General features: G+C 71.7%; 9 protein-coding genes. 4 read left to right on the plus strand and 5 right to left on the minus strand.

Annotation, left to right across the window (positions count from 1 at the left end; genetic code table 11):
- The first annotated feature begins 136 nt into the window (after positions 1 to 136).
- On the plus strand, positions 137 to 1,261 hold the full coding sequence (locus EOINJALH_RS03520; RefSeq protein WP_088278928.1) for a hypothetical protein: 1,125 nt from the start codon (positions 137 to 139) through the stop codon (positions 1,259 to 1,261).
- Positions 1,262 to 1,336: 75 nt separating this feature from the next.
- Here the strand turns inward: EOINJALH_RS03520 and EOINJALH_RS03525 are convergent, their stop codons facing one another.
- Genes EOINJALH_RS03525 through EOINJALH_RS03545 form a run of 5 tightly spaced genes read right to left on the minus strand, consistent with a single transcriptional unit; the run spans position 1,337 to position 7,716 of the window.
- Positions 1,337 to 2,872 carry a glycoside hydrolase family 13 protein gene (locus tag EOINJALH_RS03525; RefSeq protein WP_088278929.1) on the minus strand — a complete coding sequence of 512 codons (1,536 nt, stop codon included), beginning with the start codon at positions 2,870 to 2,872 and terminating at the stop codon, positions 1,337 to 1,339.
- A gap of 34 nt (positions 2,873 to 2,906) precedes the next feature.
- Positions 2,907 to 3,797: a maltose ABC transporter permease MalG gene (malG, locus tag EOINJALH_RS03530; protein WP_088278930.1), complete on the minus strand. Its 891-nt coding sequence runs from the start codon at positions 3,795 to 3,797 to the stop codon at positions 2,907 to 2,909.
- Positions 3,798 to 3,840: 43 nt separating this feature from the next.
- Positions 3,841 to 5,391 (minus strand): maltose ABC transporter permease MalF, encoded by a 1,551-nt coding sequence (gene malF, locus EOINJALH_RS03535; RefSeq protein ID WP_088278931.1) that lies wholly within the window; start codon positions 5,389 to 5,391, stop codon positions 3,841 to 3,843.
- A gap of 4 nt (positions 5,392 to 5,395) precedes the next feature.
- Complete coding sequence (gene malE / locus EOINJALH_RS03540) at positions 5,396 to 6,595, minus strand: maltose/maltodextrin ABC transporter substrate-binding protein MalE (protein ID WP_234413643.1); 1,200 nt, start codon at positions 6,593 to 6,595, stop codon at positions 5,396 to 5,398.
- The gene (locus EOINJALH_RS03545; protein WP_088278932.1) at positions 6,592 to 7,716 is read right to left on the minus strand and encodes an ABC transporter ATP-binding protein; all 1,125 of its coding nucleotides are present in this window, start codon (positions 7,714 to 7,716) and stop codon (positions 6,592 to 6,594) included. The genes malE and EOINJALH_RS03545 overlap by 4 nt, the downstream gene beginning before the upstream one ends.
- 272 nt (positions 7,717 to 7,988) lie before the next feature.
- Between EOINJALH_RS03545 and EOINJALH_RS03550 the strand changes: the two genes are divergently transcribed.
- From EOINJALH_RS03550 to glgX, 3 genes are all read left to right on the plus strand, one after another.
- Positions 7,989 to 10,535: a glycogen/starch/alpha-glucan phosphorylase gene (locus EOINJALH_RS03550; protein WP_234413644.1), complete on the plus strand. Its 2,547-nt coding sequence runs from the start codon at positions 7,989 to 7,991 to the stop codon at positions 10,533 to 10,535.
- Positions 10,536 to 10,552: 17 nt separating this feature from the next.
- A complete protein-coding gene (glgB, locus tag EOINJALH_RS03555; RefSeq protein ID WP_088278939.1) occupies positions 10,553 to 12,760 on the plus strand; it encodes a 1,4-alpha-glucan branching protein GlgB in 2,208 nt (735 codons plus the stop codon).
- A partial coding sequence (glgX, locus tag EOINJALH_RS03560; RefSeq protein WP_088278933.1) for a glycogen debranching protein GlgX occupies positions 12,757 to 15,063 on the plus strand: 2,307 nt, incomplete at its 3' end. The genes glgB and glgX, both read left to right, overlap by 4 nt.

Genomic DNA, 15,063 nt, shown 5'->3' on the forward strand with positions numbered 1-15,063 from the left:
CTGAACACCGTCATCAAGGCGACGGAACCGCTGCGGTTTGTGGGATGGCCCGCGCCACGGGGCGCGCCCCACAATCCGGCCGCTTCGATCGGTGCCTGTCGGCGATGTCCGCCGCCCACCGGTCCAGGGAGTCGCCATGCTGTCATCGACCCTGTTCCGCACCGACGCCAGGCTGCAGGCCGCGGCCACCAGCCCGTCGTTCCATGTCACCCGCGGCGACGCCGGGCCGCATGTCAGCCGACTGCAGCTGGCGCTGCTGCTGCTGGGGCACAACTCGATCGACGGCAACGAATGGCGCTGCGGTGCCTATGGCGACAGCACCGCGGCCACGGTGCTGGCCTACAAGCGGGCACGCGACATCGTCAATCGGTCGTACCAGAAGCAGGCCGACGACATCGTCGGCGTGATGACCCTCGCCCGGCTCGACGCGGAGCTGTGCGGCCTCGAGCGGCTGCTGCCACCGCGGGCGGCACGTTATCCGCAGGATCGGCTGCGCGACAGCGCGGCGATGTTCGAGCTGCGCCGCAGCGTGGCGCACCTCAGGCACACGGTCGCCGGCGAGGCCGGGTGGAGTGTTGGCGGCCCGCCCGGGGCTGTGCCCACCCCCGAACTTCCGATCGACCCGGCCACCGTGGGCACGGTGGTCTCGGCCTCCCAGGACATGGCCGTCGAGTTCGTCTCCATCCTGAGCAGCAGCGACCAGAGCATGGTGGGCCCGCGGCCCGGCGGGCAGCGCGAGCGCATCTGCAACTACGCCCTCGGTCGCCGACAGGACGTGGGCCAGCCGTTCGATTCGAACGAGGTGAGGGGCTGCTGGGACGTGGTCGAACCTAAACCCGAGCCGCCGAAGCTGTCGGTTCCGCCGAAGCCGATGGACATTCAGTGGTGCGGCATCTATGCCTCCTACTTGTGGCGCGAAAGCGGTCTCTCGGACATCCGATGGATCTGGAAGAGCCCATGGGGCATCCACAAGGGCAAAGCGAAACTTGGCCTTTCGAACAACATGTACATGCTGGCACCCGGGGACATCCTGATCAACAACCAGGACCCCAACCACCACATCCTGATCCTGAAGATCGCCCGCGACCGGAAGACCGCCGACATCCTGCAGGGCAACTCGGGCAACTACTCGGTGGCCAAGAGCTTGGTCACCCGGGATCAAAATCACGCCCTGCCCGCGTTGACCCGGACGGGTCGCAGCGGCACGCACACGTTCGTTTCGGTCGACACCGCCTTGAATCCGGGGCTGCGCTACGCCTGACCTTGATGCCGCTCGCGCCGCGCAGCGATGCGCGCCACCCGTTGCCGCCCGGGCAACGGCCTCGACCGCAGGGCCTCACTGCACACGCTTGTAGGTCGTGTACCCACCCACCGGCGCCACCTGCGGCGCCAGCACCATCAGGCCATGGGCCGGCAACTGCACCGACAGCAGGCCGGCGGCGAAGGGCTCGGGCCGGTGGGTGGGCTGCAGCAGGTTGCGCAGCGGCGAGGCGGTCATCAGCTTGGAGTTGGCCACCATCACGCTCTCGTGCACCGGCTCGTCGCCGGGGTTGACGATGACGATCACGGTGTCTTCCACGCGGTCGGTGCAGCGCTCGAAGGCCAGCAGCCGGGTCGCATCCACGCGGCGGAAGTTGCCGACGCGCAGCGCGCGGTGCTCGCGGCGCAGCGCGATCAGCTGGCGCGTCCACGCCAGCGCGGGGTTGTCGTCGCGCACCAGGTCCCAGCGCATCGGGGCACGCATCTCGGGGTCGTCGCCGCCGGTCATGCCCACTTCGCTGCCGTAGTACAGGTTGGGCGCGCCGGGCAGCGTGAACTGCAGCAGCTGCGCCAGGTGCCGCATGCGCTCGCCGGGCAGCCGGTGGGTGAGGCGGGGGGTGTCGTGGTTGTCCAGCAGCAGCCAGCTCTTGAGCAGCGGCTCGATGCCGCAGTCGTCGACCAGGCGCTCGATCATCCGGCCGGCGGTGGCCGCCGGGATCTGGCCGCGCGCGGTGCGCAGCACGATCTCGCACAGCGTGAAGTTCATGACGCCGTCCACCGAGGCCAGCCACTCCTTCGGGTAGGTGCACAGCTCGCCCACCACCAGCGAGCCGGGCTTCTCGGCGTGCGCGGCCTGGGTGAGCTGCTCCAGCACCACGAAGCCCAGGTCGTGCGCCACGTCGAGCCGCCAGCCGTCCACGCCGTCGCGCAGCCAGCGCCGCACCACCGAGTCGGCGTGGCCGTAGAGGAAGTCGCGCACCGCGCGGTGCTCGAGGTTCAGCTCGGGCAGGTTCAGCGCGCCGGCCCAGGCGCGGGCGCCGCCGGGGTAGCCGTCGCCGAAGGCGAACCAGTCGCGCCACGGGCTGGCCGCATCGGCCGCGGCGTGCCGGAAGATCGGCGCGTTGCGGCCCATGTGGTTGAACACGCCGTCCAGCACCAGGCGCATGCCGCGCCGGTGCAGCTCGTCGGCCAGCGCCACCACGTCGTCGCGGGTGCCGTACTCGGGCGACACGGCCTCGAAGTCGGTCGCGTCGTACTTGTGGTTGGTGAAGGCCTCGTGGATCGGGTTGAGGTACAGCACGTCGGCGCCCAGGTGCTGCACATGGTCGAGCCGCGACATCAAGCTCGCCAGGTCGCCGCCCCAGAACTCGAGCTCGTGGCTCCACAGCCGGTGGGCCTCGAGGTAGCGGCCCTGCCGCGGCAGGTCGGTCCACTCGCACAACAGCTTGGGCGCGGGGTAGCGGTCGACCTTGGCAGCCAGGTCGGCCGCCGGTGCGAAGCGGTCGACCAGCACCTGGTAGACGATGGCGCCGTTGCGCCAGTCGGCCTCGCGGGCCTCGAAGGTGCCGGCCAGCGCACGGTCGAACCGGTTGGCCCTGGGCAGGTCGCTCATGTTGGAGGTCACTCCTTCGGCGCGACGCGCCGGCTCAGCCCTTGACGCCCCCCGACGTGAGGCCGGAGACGATCCAGCGCTGCGCCGCCAGGAACACCGCCGTGATCGGCAGGCCGCTCAGCACCGCCGCCGCGGCAAAGTCGCCCCACAGGTACTTCTGCTCGTAGAGGTAGTACTTGCTGCCCACCGCCAGCGTCAGGTTGGGCTCCTCGCGCAGCAGGATCGACGCCACCGGGTACTCGATGATGGTGCCGATGAAGGCCAGCACGAAGACCACCATCAGGATGGGCACGGCCATCGGCAGCAGCACGCGCCGGAAGGCCTGCCACGAGGTGGCACCGTCGACCTTGGCGCATTCCTCGATCTCAGCGGGGATGGTGTCGAAGTAGCCCTTGATCGTCCAGATGTGCATCGCCACGCCGCCGATGTAGGCCACCACCAGGCCACCGTGGCTCTCGATGCCCAGCCAGGGCACGATCGAGCCGATGCCGTCGAAGATGGCATAGATGGCCACCAGCGCCACCGCCACCGGGAACATCTGCAGCAGCAGCATGCTGTTGAGGAGGCCCCGCTTGAAGCGGAACTTCAGGCGCGAGAAACCGTACGCCGCGGTGGTGGACACGGCCACGATCAGCAGCGACGCCAGCGTGGCCACCTTGACCGAGTTCCACAGCCAGCGCAGCACCGGGAACGGCGGCTGCATCACCGTGCCGTCGGCCAGCGTGTGCGGGATGCCGAGCGCCAGCTTCCAGTGCTCGAGGCTGATCTCGGTGGGGATCAGCGAGCCGGTGGCGAAGTTGCCCGGCCGCAGCGAGATCGACACCACCGCCAGCAGCGGGAACAGCGTCACCGCGATCAGCAGCCACAACCCCAGGTGGGCGGCGGCGATGCGCCAGCGCTGGCCCTTGCCCGTCACGATGGCCATGGCGTGCTCCTGTGCGTGGTGTCCCCGTGCCGGGTGAGCGGTCTCATCGCGCGCCCTCCTGGCCCTGCGTGAACCTCAGGTTGATCATCGACAGCACCGCCACCAGCCCGAAGATCACCGTGGAGATGGCGGCGGCCAGCCCGAAGTTGGCGCCGGCGTCGGTGAAGGCGATGCGGTAGGTGTACGACACCAGGATGTCGGTGGTGCCCGCCGGCAGCTTGGTGTTCAGGTAGTCGGGCCGCCCGTCGGTGAGCAGCGAGATCAGCACGAAGTTGTTGAAGTTGAAGGCGAAGGCCGAGATCAGCAGCGGCGTCAGCGGCTTCACGATCAGCGGCGCGGTGATGCGGAAGAAGTTGGTCAGCGGCCTGGCCCCGGCGATGGCCGAGGCCTCGTACAGGTCGGCCGGGATGGCCTTGATGAGGCCGGTGCACAGCACCATGATGTACGGGTAGCCGAGCCAGGTGTTGACGATCAGCAGCATCACCTTGGCCAGCGTGGGGTCGGCGAACCAGGCCGGCTTGACGCCGAACACCGCGTCGAGGATGGCGTTGATCTCGCCGAAGTTCTGGTTGAACAGGCCCTTGAACACCAGGATCGAGATGAAGCCCGGCACCGCATACGGCAGGAACAGCAGCGTGCGGTAGAGCGTGCGGTACTTCAACGCCTCCCAGTTCAGCAGCACCGCCAGGGTCATGCCCAGCGCGGTGGAGAACAGCACCGTCAGCGCCGAGAACAGCACCGTCCAGATGAAGATCGAGACGAACGGGCCGCGCATGTCGGTGTCGCCGAACAGCCGCGCGTAGTTGGCCAGGCCGACGCCGACCTTGAAGCCCGGCTGCAGCCGCTCGCCCTGCGCGCTCTGGAAGTAGCCGCTGTCGCGGTCGGGCGTGTAGACGGTGCCGGTGGCGGCCTCCACCACCGCGCCGCCCTCGCCCGCGCGCCACAGCGGCACGCGCGGCGCGAACTCGCGCAGGCCGGCATAGCGCAACACGCGGCCGTCGGGCAGGGCCAGCGCCAGCGAGGCCAGGCCCGGTCGCAGTTCGATCACCTGCCTCAGGCCCAGCGGTGCGGCCAGCGGTGGCGCGCCGTCGGGCGGCACCTGCATCGCGACGGGCGCCGCGTCGCGCGCGGCCTCGCGCAGCGACAGCGGCGGCGACAGGTAGCGTGCCCCCGGCGCCTCGTCGGCAGGGGCCAGCAGCAGGCGCACGCGGTCGGCGCCGTCGGCGTGCAGCGTGAAGGCCATCGCGCGGTCTTCGTCCACCTGCGCCTGCTCCAGCAGGTAGGCCCGCGCCTGCGCTTCGCCCAGCAGGTGCGTGGCCGAGTAGTTGGTGAAGCCGATCTGCACCGTGTAGACCAGCGGGAAGGCGACGAACAGCAGCATCGCCGCCACCCCCGGGAACAGGTAGCGCCAGGCCAGCGACGGCGAGCCGGCGTAGACGTAGAGCGCCGCGCCGCCCAGGGCCAGCGACGCCACCGCCCACAACGGCTGGCCCTGCGCATACAGGCCGAACACCGCCCACAGCAGCGCCAGAGTGGCCAGCGCGGTGAGCGGCCACTGGAACCAGGGGCGGGCGGCGAGGCGAGCGGAGGTCATTCGCTCACTTCACCAGCATGCGCGCGGCGGCGCCGTCGAGCGCGGCCTTCGGGCCCTGGCGGCCCTGGCTGATGGCCTCGAGCGCGGCATCCATCGCCGGCCAGAAGCGGCCGGTCTCGGGGATGTTGGGCAGTGGCTCGCCCAGGCGCGCATTGGCCATCGTGGCGCGGATGTTGGCGTCGGCCGACAGCCTGGCGTAGTAGGCCTTGTTGGCCGGCGTGCCCAGCGGCACGTCGGCGGAGATGAGCTCGAGGCTCTCCACCTTCAGCAGGTGGTGCTCGATGAACTCGCGCGCGATGTCCTTCACCGCGCTGGGCGCGGCGATCATGCAGCCCAGCACGCCGACGAAGGGGCGCGACGGCCGCCCGGGCACCACGGCCGGGATCGGCGCCACGACGAAATCGATCTTCGCCTTGCGCGCGTTGTCCCAGGCCCAGGGGCCGGAGATCATCATCGCCACCTCGCCGCGGGCGAAGCCGGCCTCCATCTCGGCGTAGCGTGCGCCGCGCGGCATGGTGCCGCCGTCGATCAGCCGCGCCAGCATCTGTGCGCCGGCCAGCGCGCCCGGGTTGTTCACGCCCACCTTGGCCGGGTCCAGTTCGCCGGCGGCATTGCGGCCGAACACCTCGCCACCGGCGCCGGCCAGCAGCGGCCAGGTGAAGAAGGTCTTGTTGTAGTCCCACAGGATGGCCTTCTTGCCGCGGGCCTGCAGCGCCCGGTCGATGGCGATCACCTCGTCGAAGGTGGCGGGCGGCACCGGCACCAGCGCGCGGTTGACCATCAGCCCGATGGCCTCGATGGCCAGCGGGTAGCCCCAGGTCTTGCCGCGGTAGCCGAAGGCCTTCCAGGCCGAGTCGTCGATGGCCTCGCGCACGCGCCGGCCCGGGGTCACCGGCACGATCAGGCCCGAGCGCGCCCATTCGCCCACGCGGTCGTGCGGCCAGCAGAAGATGTCCGGCCCCTTGCCGGCGCCCGCGGCGGCCTGGAACTTGTCGGGGGCGCCCTCGGGGTGCTGCACCACCACCCTCACGCCCGAGGCCGCGGTGAAGGCGTCGCCCACCTTCTGCAGCCCGTTGTAGCCCTTGTCGCCGTTGATCCAGACCAGCAGCTGCGGCGGCGCGGCGGCGCTGGCCGGCGGGCCCGCCCACGCCGCCAGCAGGGCGCTGGCGGCGGCCAGCAGCGTCGACGTGCGCCGCCGGATCACGCCAGCGCCTCGTCCTCGGCCGGCACCGCCAGGCGCCGGCAGGCCCGGCCCGTGGCGTCGAAGAGGTAGGCCTTCGCGGCCGGCACCACCAGGCCCAGCCGGGTGCCGCCGCGCACGCGGCTGCCGCCGTCGAGCTGGCAGGTCATCTGCTCGTCGGCGCCGGGGAAGTCGCCGTAGGCGTGGGTTGTGCTGCCCAGCGATTCGACGAAGGTGACGTCCAGCTCGATGCGGTTGGCCTCGTCGCCCTGCGGCGGGCGCAGGTGCTCGGGCCGCACGCCCAGGGTCATGCGGTCGCCGGGCCGGGCGCCGCCAGCGTTCACCTCGCAGCGCAGCAGCGCGCCGGTCTGCAGCCGCACCACGGCGTGGCGGGCATCGCCCTGCACCAGCTCGGTGGCGATGAAGTTCATCTTCGGCGAGCCGATGAAGCCGGCCACGAACAGGTTGTCCGGGTGCTCGTACAGCTCGAGCGGCGAGCCCACCTGTTCCACCCGCCCGGCCGACAGCACCACGATGCGGTCGGCCAGCGTCATCGCCTCGACCTGGTCGTGGGTGACGTAGATCATCGTCGTCTTCAGGTCCTCGTGCAGCTTGGCGAACTCGTAGCGCATGCGCACGCGCAGCGCGGCGTCGAGGTTGGACAGCGGCTCGTCGAACAGGAACACCTCGGGCTTGCGCACGATGGCCCGGCCGATGGCCACGCGCTGCCGCTGGCCGCCCGACAGGTCCTTCGGCTTGCGCTGCAGCAGGTGGTCGATGTGCAGCACCTGGGCGGCGTGCCGCACCAGGCGCTCGATCTCGGCCTTCGGCACCTTGGCCAGCTCCAGGCCGAAGGCCATGTTGTCGTACAGGTTCATGTGCGGGTACAGCGCGTAGCTCTGGAACACCATCGCGATGCCGCGCTCGGCCGGGGGCACGTCGTTGACCACGCGGCCGCCGATGGACAGCGTGCCGCCGGTGATCTCTTCCAGGCCGGCGATGCTGCGCAGCAGGGTGGACTTGCCGCAGCCCGACGGCCCGACGAAGACCATGAACTCGCCGTCGCGCACGTGCAGGTCGATGTCGCGCAGCACCTGCACGTCACCAAAGGCCTTCTGCACCTTCACCAGCCGGACATCCGCCACGTCAGTTCCTCCGGGCCGCGGCGCCGCGCGCCGTCCAGCCCTCCAGTCGCCCAGCCCGCCGGGCTTGGAATGTAGGCAATATACAGGCCCTGCTCAGCCGGTCTCCATACGGTCAGACCCGTGGTCGGGCGGTGGTTTCCCTCTGTGTCAGGACAAAGTCCGCACGCTCGTTCGCATGTGCATGTAGCATTACTACATCGATCCAGCGCGGTTCGGTCGATGTGGTGCAACGCCGTGGCGGCCCCGCCCGGCCCGATCGAGGAGCTTCGTCCATGGACCCCCTGCCTTCCGAGTCTGCCACCGCGGTGGCCCGCCCCGCGGCGGACGCCACCGGCGCCGCGGCCCGCTTCGCCGCCACGCTGGCGCACGAACTGGCCCAGCGGGTCGACCCCGCCAGCGCCGAATCGCGGCTGCACGCCGCCGCCATCGCCAGCCGGCAGCTGCTGGCCGGCCGCTGGATCGCCACCCAGGCCGCCGACGCGCAGCGCGTGGGCCAGCGCCGGGTGCACTACCTGTCGATGGAGTTCCTGATCGGCCGCGCCATGGGCAATGCGCTGGCCGCGCTGGGGCTGGCCGGCCCGCTGCAGGCGCAGCTGGGCGAGAGTGCCCCGCCGCTGGCCGAGCTGCTGGAGCACGAGCCCGATGCGGCGCTGGGCAACGGCGGCCTGGGCCGGCTGGCGGCCTGCTTCCTCGACGCCTTCGCCACGCTCGGCCTGCCGTCGTTCGGCTATGGCCTGTTCTACAAGCACGGCATGTTCGCACAGGGCATCCAGGACGGCCGGCAGGTCGAGCGGCCCGACGAGTGGATGAAGCACGGCAACCCCTGGGAGCTGGTGCGCGACGACGTGCGCCACCCGGTGGGCTTCGGCGGCCGGGTCGACAGCGCCGGCGGCCAGCGCCGCTGGGTGCCGGCCGAGACGCTGCAGGCCCTGGCGCACGACTTCATCGTGCCGGGCCACGGCACCGAGCGCGTGTCCACGCTGCGCAAGTGGCAGGCGCTGGCCGACCGGCCGATCGACTTCGCCGCCTTCTGCCGCGGCGAGCACGCGGCCGCCTCGCAGCACCTGCTGTCCGCCGAGGCGCTGAACTGGGTGCTCTACCCCGACGACTCCACGCCCGCCGGCCGCGAGCTGCGGCTGCGCCAGGAGTACTTCCTGGTCAGCGCGTCGCTGCAGGACATGCTGGCGCGGCACCTGCGCGAATGGGCGCAGGACCACGAGGCCCTGCGCACCGGCCCCCGCCCCGACGCGGCCGGCGGCCCGCCGCGCCCGGCGGGCGAGCGGCTGGGCGGCAGCGCGTCGCCGTTCGAAAGCTTCGGCCGCCACAACGCCGTGCACCTCAACGACACGCACCCGGCGCTGGCCCCGGCCGAACTGATGCGGCTGCTGATCGACGAGCACGGTCTCGAGTGGGACGCCGCCTGGCAGGTCACCACCCAGGCGGTGAGCTACACCAACCACACGCTGATGCCCGAGGCGCTGGAGACCTGGAGCGTGCGCCTGTTCGAGGCGCTGCTGCCGCGGCACCTGGAGATCGTCTACGAGATCAACCGCCGCTTCCTCGAGCAGGTGCGCCAGCGCTTCCCGGGTGACGAGGCCATGGCCTCGCGCATGTCGCTGATCGACGAATCGGGCGAACGCCGCGTGCGCATGGCGGCACTGGCCATCGTGGCCTCGCACAAGGTCAACGGCGTCTCGGCGCTGCACTCCGACCTGATGGTGCGCACCATCTTCGCCGACTACGCGGCGCTGTGGCCCGAGCGCTTCATCAACGTCACCAACGGCGTCACGCCGCGGCGCTGGCTGGCGCAGGCCAACCCGGGCCTGGCCGCGCTGCTCGACCGCCACATCGGCGCCGGCTGGCGCACCGACCTGGGCGAGCTGACGCGGCTCGCGCCCATGGCCGCCGGCGCCACGCTGGGCAAGGACTTCCTGGCGGTGAAGCGCGCCAACAAGCTGCGGCTGGCCGAGCACATCCGCGCCGAGCTGGGCCTGGCGGTCGACCCGGACAGCCTGTTCGACGTGCAGATCAAGCGCATCCACGAGTACAAGCGCCAGTTGCTCAACGTGCTGCACGTGGTGGCGCGCCACCAGGCCATCCTGGCCCAGCCCCACGCCGGCTGGACGCCGCGCACGGTCATCTTCGCCGGCAAGGCCGCGTCGGCCTACCACGCGGCCAAGCTGGTGGTGCAGCTCATCCACGACGTGGCCCGGGTCGTCAACAGCGACGTGCGCACCCAGCACCTGCTGCAGGTGGTGTTCCTGCCCAACTACGGCGTCAGCCTGGCCGAGATGATCCTGCCGGCGGCCGACCTGTCCGAGCAGATCTCCACCGCCGGCACCGAGGCCTCGGGCACCGGCAACATGAAGTTCGCGCTCAACGGCGCCTGCACCATCGGCACCTGGGACGGCGCCAACATCGAGATGGCCCAGACGATGGGCCCGGAGCAGATGTTCGTCTTCGGGCTGCGCGCCGATGCTGTCACGCGCATGAAGGCTCTCGGCTACGATCCTCGGCTCCATGTCGAAGAAAACAAGGTCCTGCGCAGCGTGCTCGACGCCATCGGCGGCGGCGCCTTCTCGCGCGGCGAACCCGACCGCTACCGCGCCCTGGTGCAGCCGCTGCTGCACCACGACCCCTACATGCTGATGGCCGATTTCGCCGACTACGTGCGCACCCAGGGTCGCGTCGACGCGGTGTACGACGACCGCGCGGCCTGGGCCGAGCGCGCCCTGCGCAACCTGGCCGGCATGGGCCCGTTCAGCGTCGACCGCACCATCGGCGAGTACCAGCGCCTGGTGTGGGCCGCACCCACCTGAGGCACCCGCCCCCCGCCATGCTCTCCGACGCCGACCTCCACGCCCTCCTCGACGCCCGCCACGGCGACCCCTTCTCGGTGCTCGGCCTGCACGCCGATGTCGACGGCGCGCTGTGGGTGCGTGCGCTGCTGCCCGGCGCCACCGCGGTGGTGGTGCACGACGCGGCCACCGGCCGGCGCATTGCGCCGCTGGCCCTGCGCGACGGGCGCGGCCTGTTCGAGGGCAAGCTGCCGCGGCGCCGCCAGCGCTTCGACTACCGGCTGCAGGTGGCCTGGGCCGACGGCCACGAAGGCCGTTATGCCGACGCCTACGCCTTCGGCCCGCTGATCGCCGACGCCGACCTGCACTACCTGGGCGAAGGCACGCACCTGCGCCCGTTCGAGGTGATGGGCGCGTTGCCCTGCACGCTGGGCGAGGGCGTGCACGCGGTGGCCGGCGTGCGCTTCGCGGTGTGGGCACCCAACGCCCGTCGCGTCAGCGTGGTCGGCGGCTTCAACGGCTGGGACGGCCGGCGCCACCCGATGCGCTCGCGCGGCGGCTCGGGCGTGTGGGAGCTGTTCGTGCCGCACGCGGCCCTCGGCGACGCCTACCAGTTCGAGATCGTCGCCGCCGACGGCCGCCTGCTGCCGCTGAAGGCGGATCCCTACGCCCGCGCCAGCCAGCACCCGCCGGCGCAGGCCAGCGTGGTCGCCGAGCTGCCGCCGCCCAAGCCGCTGCCGGCCGGGCGGGCCGCCGCCAACGCGCGCACCGCGCCGATGACCATCTACGAGCTGCACGCCGGCTCGTGGCGCCGCCACCCCGACGGCAGCCCGCACGACTGGGACACCCTGGCCGCCGCGCTGCCGGCCTACGTGGCCGACCTGGGCTTCACCCACATCGAGCTGATGCCCATCACCGAGCACCCGTTCTCGGGCTCCTGGGGCTACCAGACGCTGGGCCTGTACGCCGTCACCGCGCGCTTCGGCCCGCCCGAGGCCTTCTCGCGCTTCGTCGACGCCTGCCATGCGCACGGCCTGGGCGTGCTGCTCGACTGGGTGCCGGCGCATTTCCCGTCCGACGCCTTCGGCCTGGCGCAGTTCGACGGCAGCGCGCTGTACGAGTACGCCGACCCGCGCGAAGGCTTCCACAAGGACTGGAACACGCTGATCTACAACTTCGCCCGGCTCGAGGTGCGCGGCTTCCTCGCCGGCAGCGCGCTGTACTGGGTCGAGCGCTTCGGTGTCGACGGCCTGCGGGTGGACGCCGTGGCCTCCATGCTGTACCGCGACTACAGCCGCAACGCCGGCGAATGGGTGCCCAACGTGCACGGCGGGCGCGAGAACCTCGAGGCCATCTCGCTGCTGCAGCGCGTGAACGAGGTGCTGGGCGCCGAATGCCCCGGCGCCATCACCGTGGCCGAGGAATCCACCGCCTACGCCGGCGTCTCGTCGCCCACCTGGGCCGGCGGCCTGGGCTTCCACTACAAGTGGAACATGGGCTGGATGCACGACACCCTGGCCTACATGGCGCAAGACCCGGTGCACCGCCGCTGGCACCACGACAAGATGAGCTTCGGCCTGGTCTATGCGTGGAGCGAGAAGTTCGTGCTGCCCATCTCGCACGACGAGGTGGTGCACGGCAAGGGCTCGCTGCTGGGCAAGATGCCAGGTGATCCGGCCGACCCGGCGCAGTGGCAGCGCTTCGCCAACCTGCGCGCCTACCTCGGCTTCATGTGGGGCCACCCGGGCAAGAAGCTGCTGTTCATGGGCCAGGAATTCGCCCAGCCCACCGAGTGGGACGACAACGCCGAGCTGCCCTGGGCCCTGCTCGGCGATGCGCGCCACGCCGGCGTGCAGGGCCTGGTGCGCGACCTCAATCGCCTGCACCGCGAGCGGCCCGCGCTGCACCGGCTGGACGCCGAGCCGGCCGGCTTCGAATGGATCGACGCGCAGGACGCCGAGCATTCGGTTTATGCCTGGCTGCGCCACGACGGCGAGGGCGGCCGCGTGCTGGTGGTCTGCAACTTCACCCCGGTGCCGCGCCACGGCTGGCGGCTGGGCGTGCCCGAGGGCGCCGGCGCGTGGCGCGAGCGGCTCAACACCGATTCCGTGCACTACGGCGGCGGCAACCTCGGCAACGGCCTCGGGCCGATCGGTGTCGAGCCGGTGCCGGCGCAGGGCCGCGCGCAGTCCATCGTGCTGACGCTGCCGCCGCTGGCCGCGGTCTACCTGGAACCCGATCGATGATCGGCAGCCTGCCGGCCGCCGTGCTCGAGGGCCGCACCGCGCCGATGGGCGCGCTGGCGCGCGACGGCGGCGTCAACTTCGTCGTCTTCTCCGACCATGCGCAGGCCATCGAGCTGTGCGTGTTCGACGGCTCCGGCGCGCGCGAGCTGCGGCGCTACAGCCTGCACGGCCCGCACGACGGCCTGTTCCACGGCTTCCTGCCCGGCGTCGGGCCCGGGCTGGTGTACGGCCTGCGCGCGCACGGCCCCTACGCCCCCGAGGCGGGCCACCGCTTCAACGCCAACAAGCTGCTGCTCGACCCCTGGGCGCGCGAGATCGTCGGCCACTTCGCCTGGCGGCCCGAGCACCACGGCCACACCGTCGGCCACCCCGACGGCCACCGCTCGTTCGACCCCCGCGACAACGCCGGACAGGCGCTGAAGGCGCGTGTGCCCGAGCCGCCCACGGTGGCGCCGGGCTGGCTCAACGCGCCGCGCGTCGCCCCGGGCGACCTGGTGCTGTACGAGGTGCACGTCAAGGGCTTCAGCGCGCTGCACCCCGGGATCCCGCCGGCGCTGCGCGGCACCTACGCCGGCCTGGCGCACCCGGCGTCCATCGCTCATTTCAAGTCGCTGGGCGTCACCACGCTGTCGCTGCTGCCGGTGCACTACCACCTCGACGAGCCAGGCGCCGTCGAGCGTGGGCAGGTCAACTACTGGGGCTACAACACGCTGGGCTTCTTCTGCCCCGACCCCCGCCTGGCCAGCCGCCGGGCCGACCCGTCCGACGTGATCGACGAGTTCCGGCAGATGGTGGCCACGCTGCACGCGCACGGCCTCGAGGTGGTGCTCGACGTGGTCTACAACCACACGCCCGAAGGCAGCGAGACCGGTGCCACCCTCAGCTGGCGCGGCCTGGACCACGCCAGCTGGTACATGCTGGCGCCCGACGACCCGAGCCGCTGCCAGAATCTCACCGGCTGCGGCAACACGCTGCGCGTGGCGCACCCGCGGGTGACGCAGTTCGTGCTCGATTCGCTGCGCTACTGGGCGCACGAGATGGGCGTCGACGGCTTCCGCTTCGACCTGGCGCCGGTGCTGGGCCGCACCCACCAGGGCTACGACGCGCAGGCGGCCTTCTTCACCGCGCTGCGGCAGGACCCGGTGCTGTCGCAGGTGCACCTCATCGCCGAGCCCTGGGACGCCGGCCACGGCGGCTACCAGGTGGGGCGCTTTCCCGGCCGCTTCCTCGAATGGAACGACAAGTTCCGCGACAGCGTGCGCCTGTACTGGCTCAACCGGCCCGAGGGCCCGCGGGTGGGCCGCGGGGAGTTCGCCCGCCGCTTCACCGCGTCCAGCGACCTGTTCCACCACGGCCAGCGCCGGCCCAGCGCGTCGGTCAACTTCGTGGCCGTGCACGACGGCTTCACGCTCGCTGATCTGGTGCGTTATCAGGGCAAGCACAACCTGGCCAACGGCGAGAACAACCGCGATGGCCGCGACGGCGAGCCCTGCGCCAACTTCGGCGTCGAAGGCCCCAGCGACGACCCCGCCCGCGAGGCCACCCGCCTGCGTGTGCAGCGCGCGATGCTGGCCACGCTGGGCCTGGCCCAGGGCACGCCGATGCTCGGCGCCGGCGACGAGATCGGCCGCACCCAGGGCGGCAACAACAACGCCTGGTGCCAGGACAGCGCCATCGGCTGGATCGACTGGTCGCGCGCCGACACCGCCCTGGCCGGCTTCGTGGCCGAGGTGCTGGCGCTGCGCCGCGCCGAACCCGCGCTGCGCCTGGACGACTGGTTCCAGCCCGGCCGTGGCGCGTGGGCGCTGCGCTGGCTCAGCCCCGGCGGCCACGACATGCAGGTGAACGACTGGCACCATGGCCACAGCCTGGGTTTCGCCTGCCTGATCACCGGCCAGGGCCCGCTGTACGGCGATCGCGCGCCGTTGCTGCTGGCCTTCAACCCCGAGCCGCTGGATTTCCCCTTCACCCTGCCGCCCGGCCGCTGGGCGGTGGCGCTCGATTCCAGCGGCACCCTGCCGCGCGACCCCGACACGCTGGCCAGCCGCGCCCTCACCGTGCCGCAGCGCACGCTGCTGGTGTTGCGGCGGGCACCCGAGGCGGCCCCGGACCGCACCGTTGCGGCGGCCCCCGCCGCTGCCCCCGAAGCGGTCGCCGCGGCGGCGCCTGAAGCTGCGCCCGGCCCGGCCTCCGAGACTGCCCCCGAAACAGCCCCTGTAGCAGCGCCCGAAGCTGCGTCCGTCACGGCCCCCGATACAGCCCCCGAAGCTGCCGCCGAAAAAGCCCCCGAGCGCGCGTCCACC

This window comes from Ideonella sp. A 288, assembly GCF_002198735.1.
In the GTDB taxonomy this organism is placed as follows: Bacteria; Pseudomonadota; Gammaproteobacteria; order Burkholderiales; family Burkholderiaceae_C; genus Pseudaquabacterium.

Bases quoted from the DNA above. Each gene is read 5' to 3' on its own strand.
- malG (WP_088278930.1), bottom strand. From the start codon at position 3,797: ATGGCCATCGTGACGGGCAAGGGCCAGCGCTGGCGCATCGCCGCCGCC.
- malF (WP_088278931.1), bottom strand. From the start codon at position 5,391: ATGACCTCCGCTCGCCTCGCCGCCCGCCCCTGGTTCCAGTGGCCGCTC.
- EOINJALH_RS03525 (WP_088278929.1), bottom strand. From the start codon at position 2,872: ATGAGCGACCTGCCCAGGGCCAACCGGTTCGACCGTGCGCTGGCCGGC.
- EOINJALH_RS03520 (WP_088278928.1), top strand. From the start codon at position 137: ATGCTGTCATCGACCCTGTTCCGCACCGACGCCAGGCTGCAGGCCGCG.
- glgB (WP_088278939.1), top strand. From the start codon at position 10,553: ATGCTCTCCGACGCCGACCTCCACGCCCTCCTCGACGCCCGCCACGGC.
- EOINJALH_RS03550 (WP_234413644.1), top strand. From the start codon at position 7,989: ATGGACCCCCTGCCTTCCGAGTCTGCCACCGCGGTGGCCCGCCCCGCG.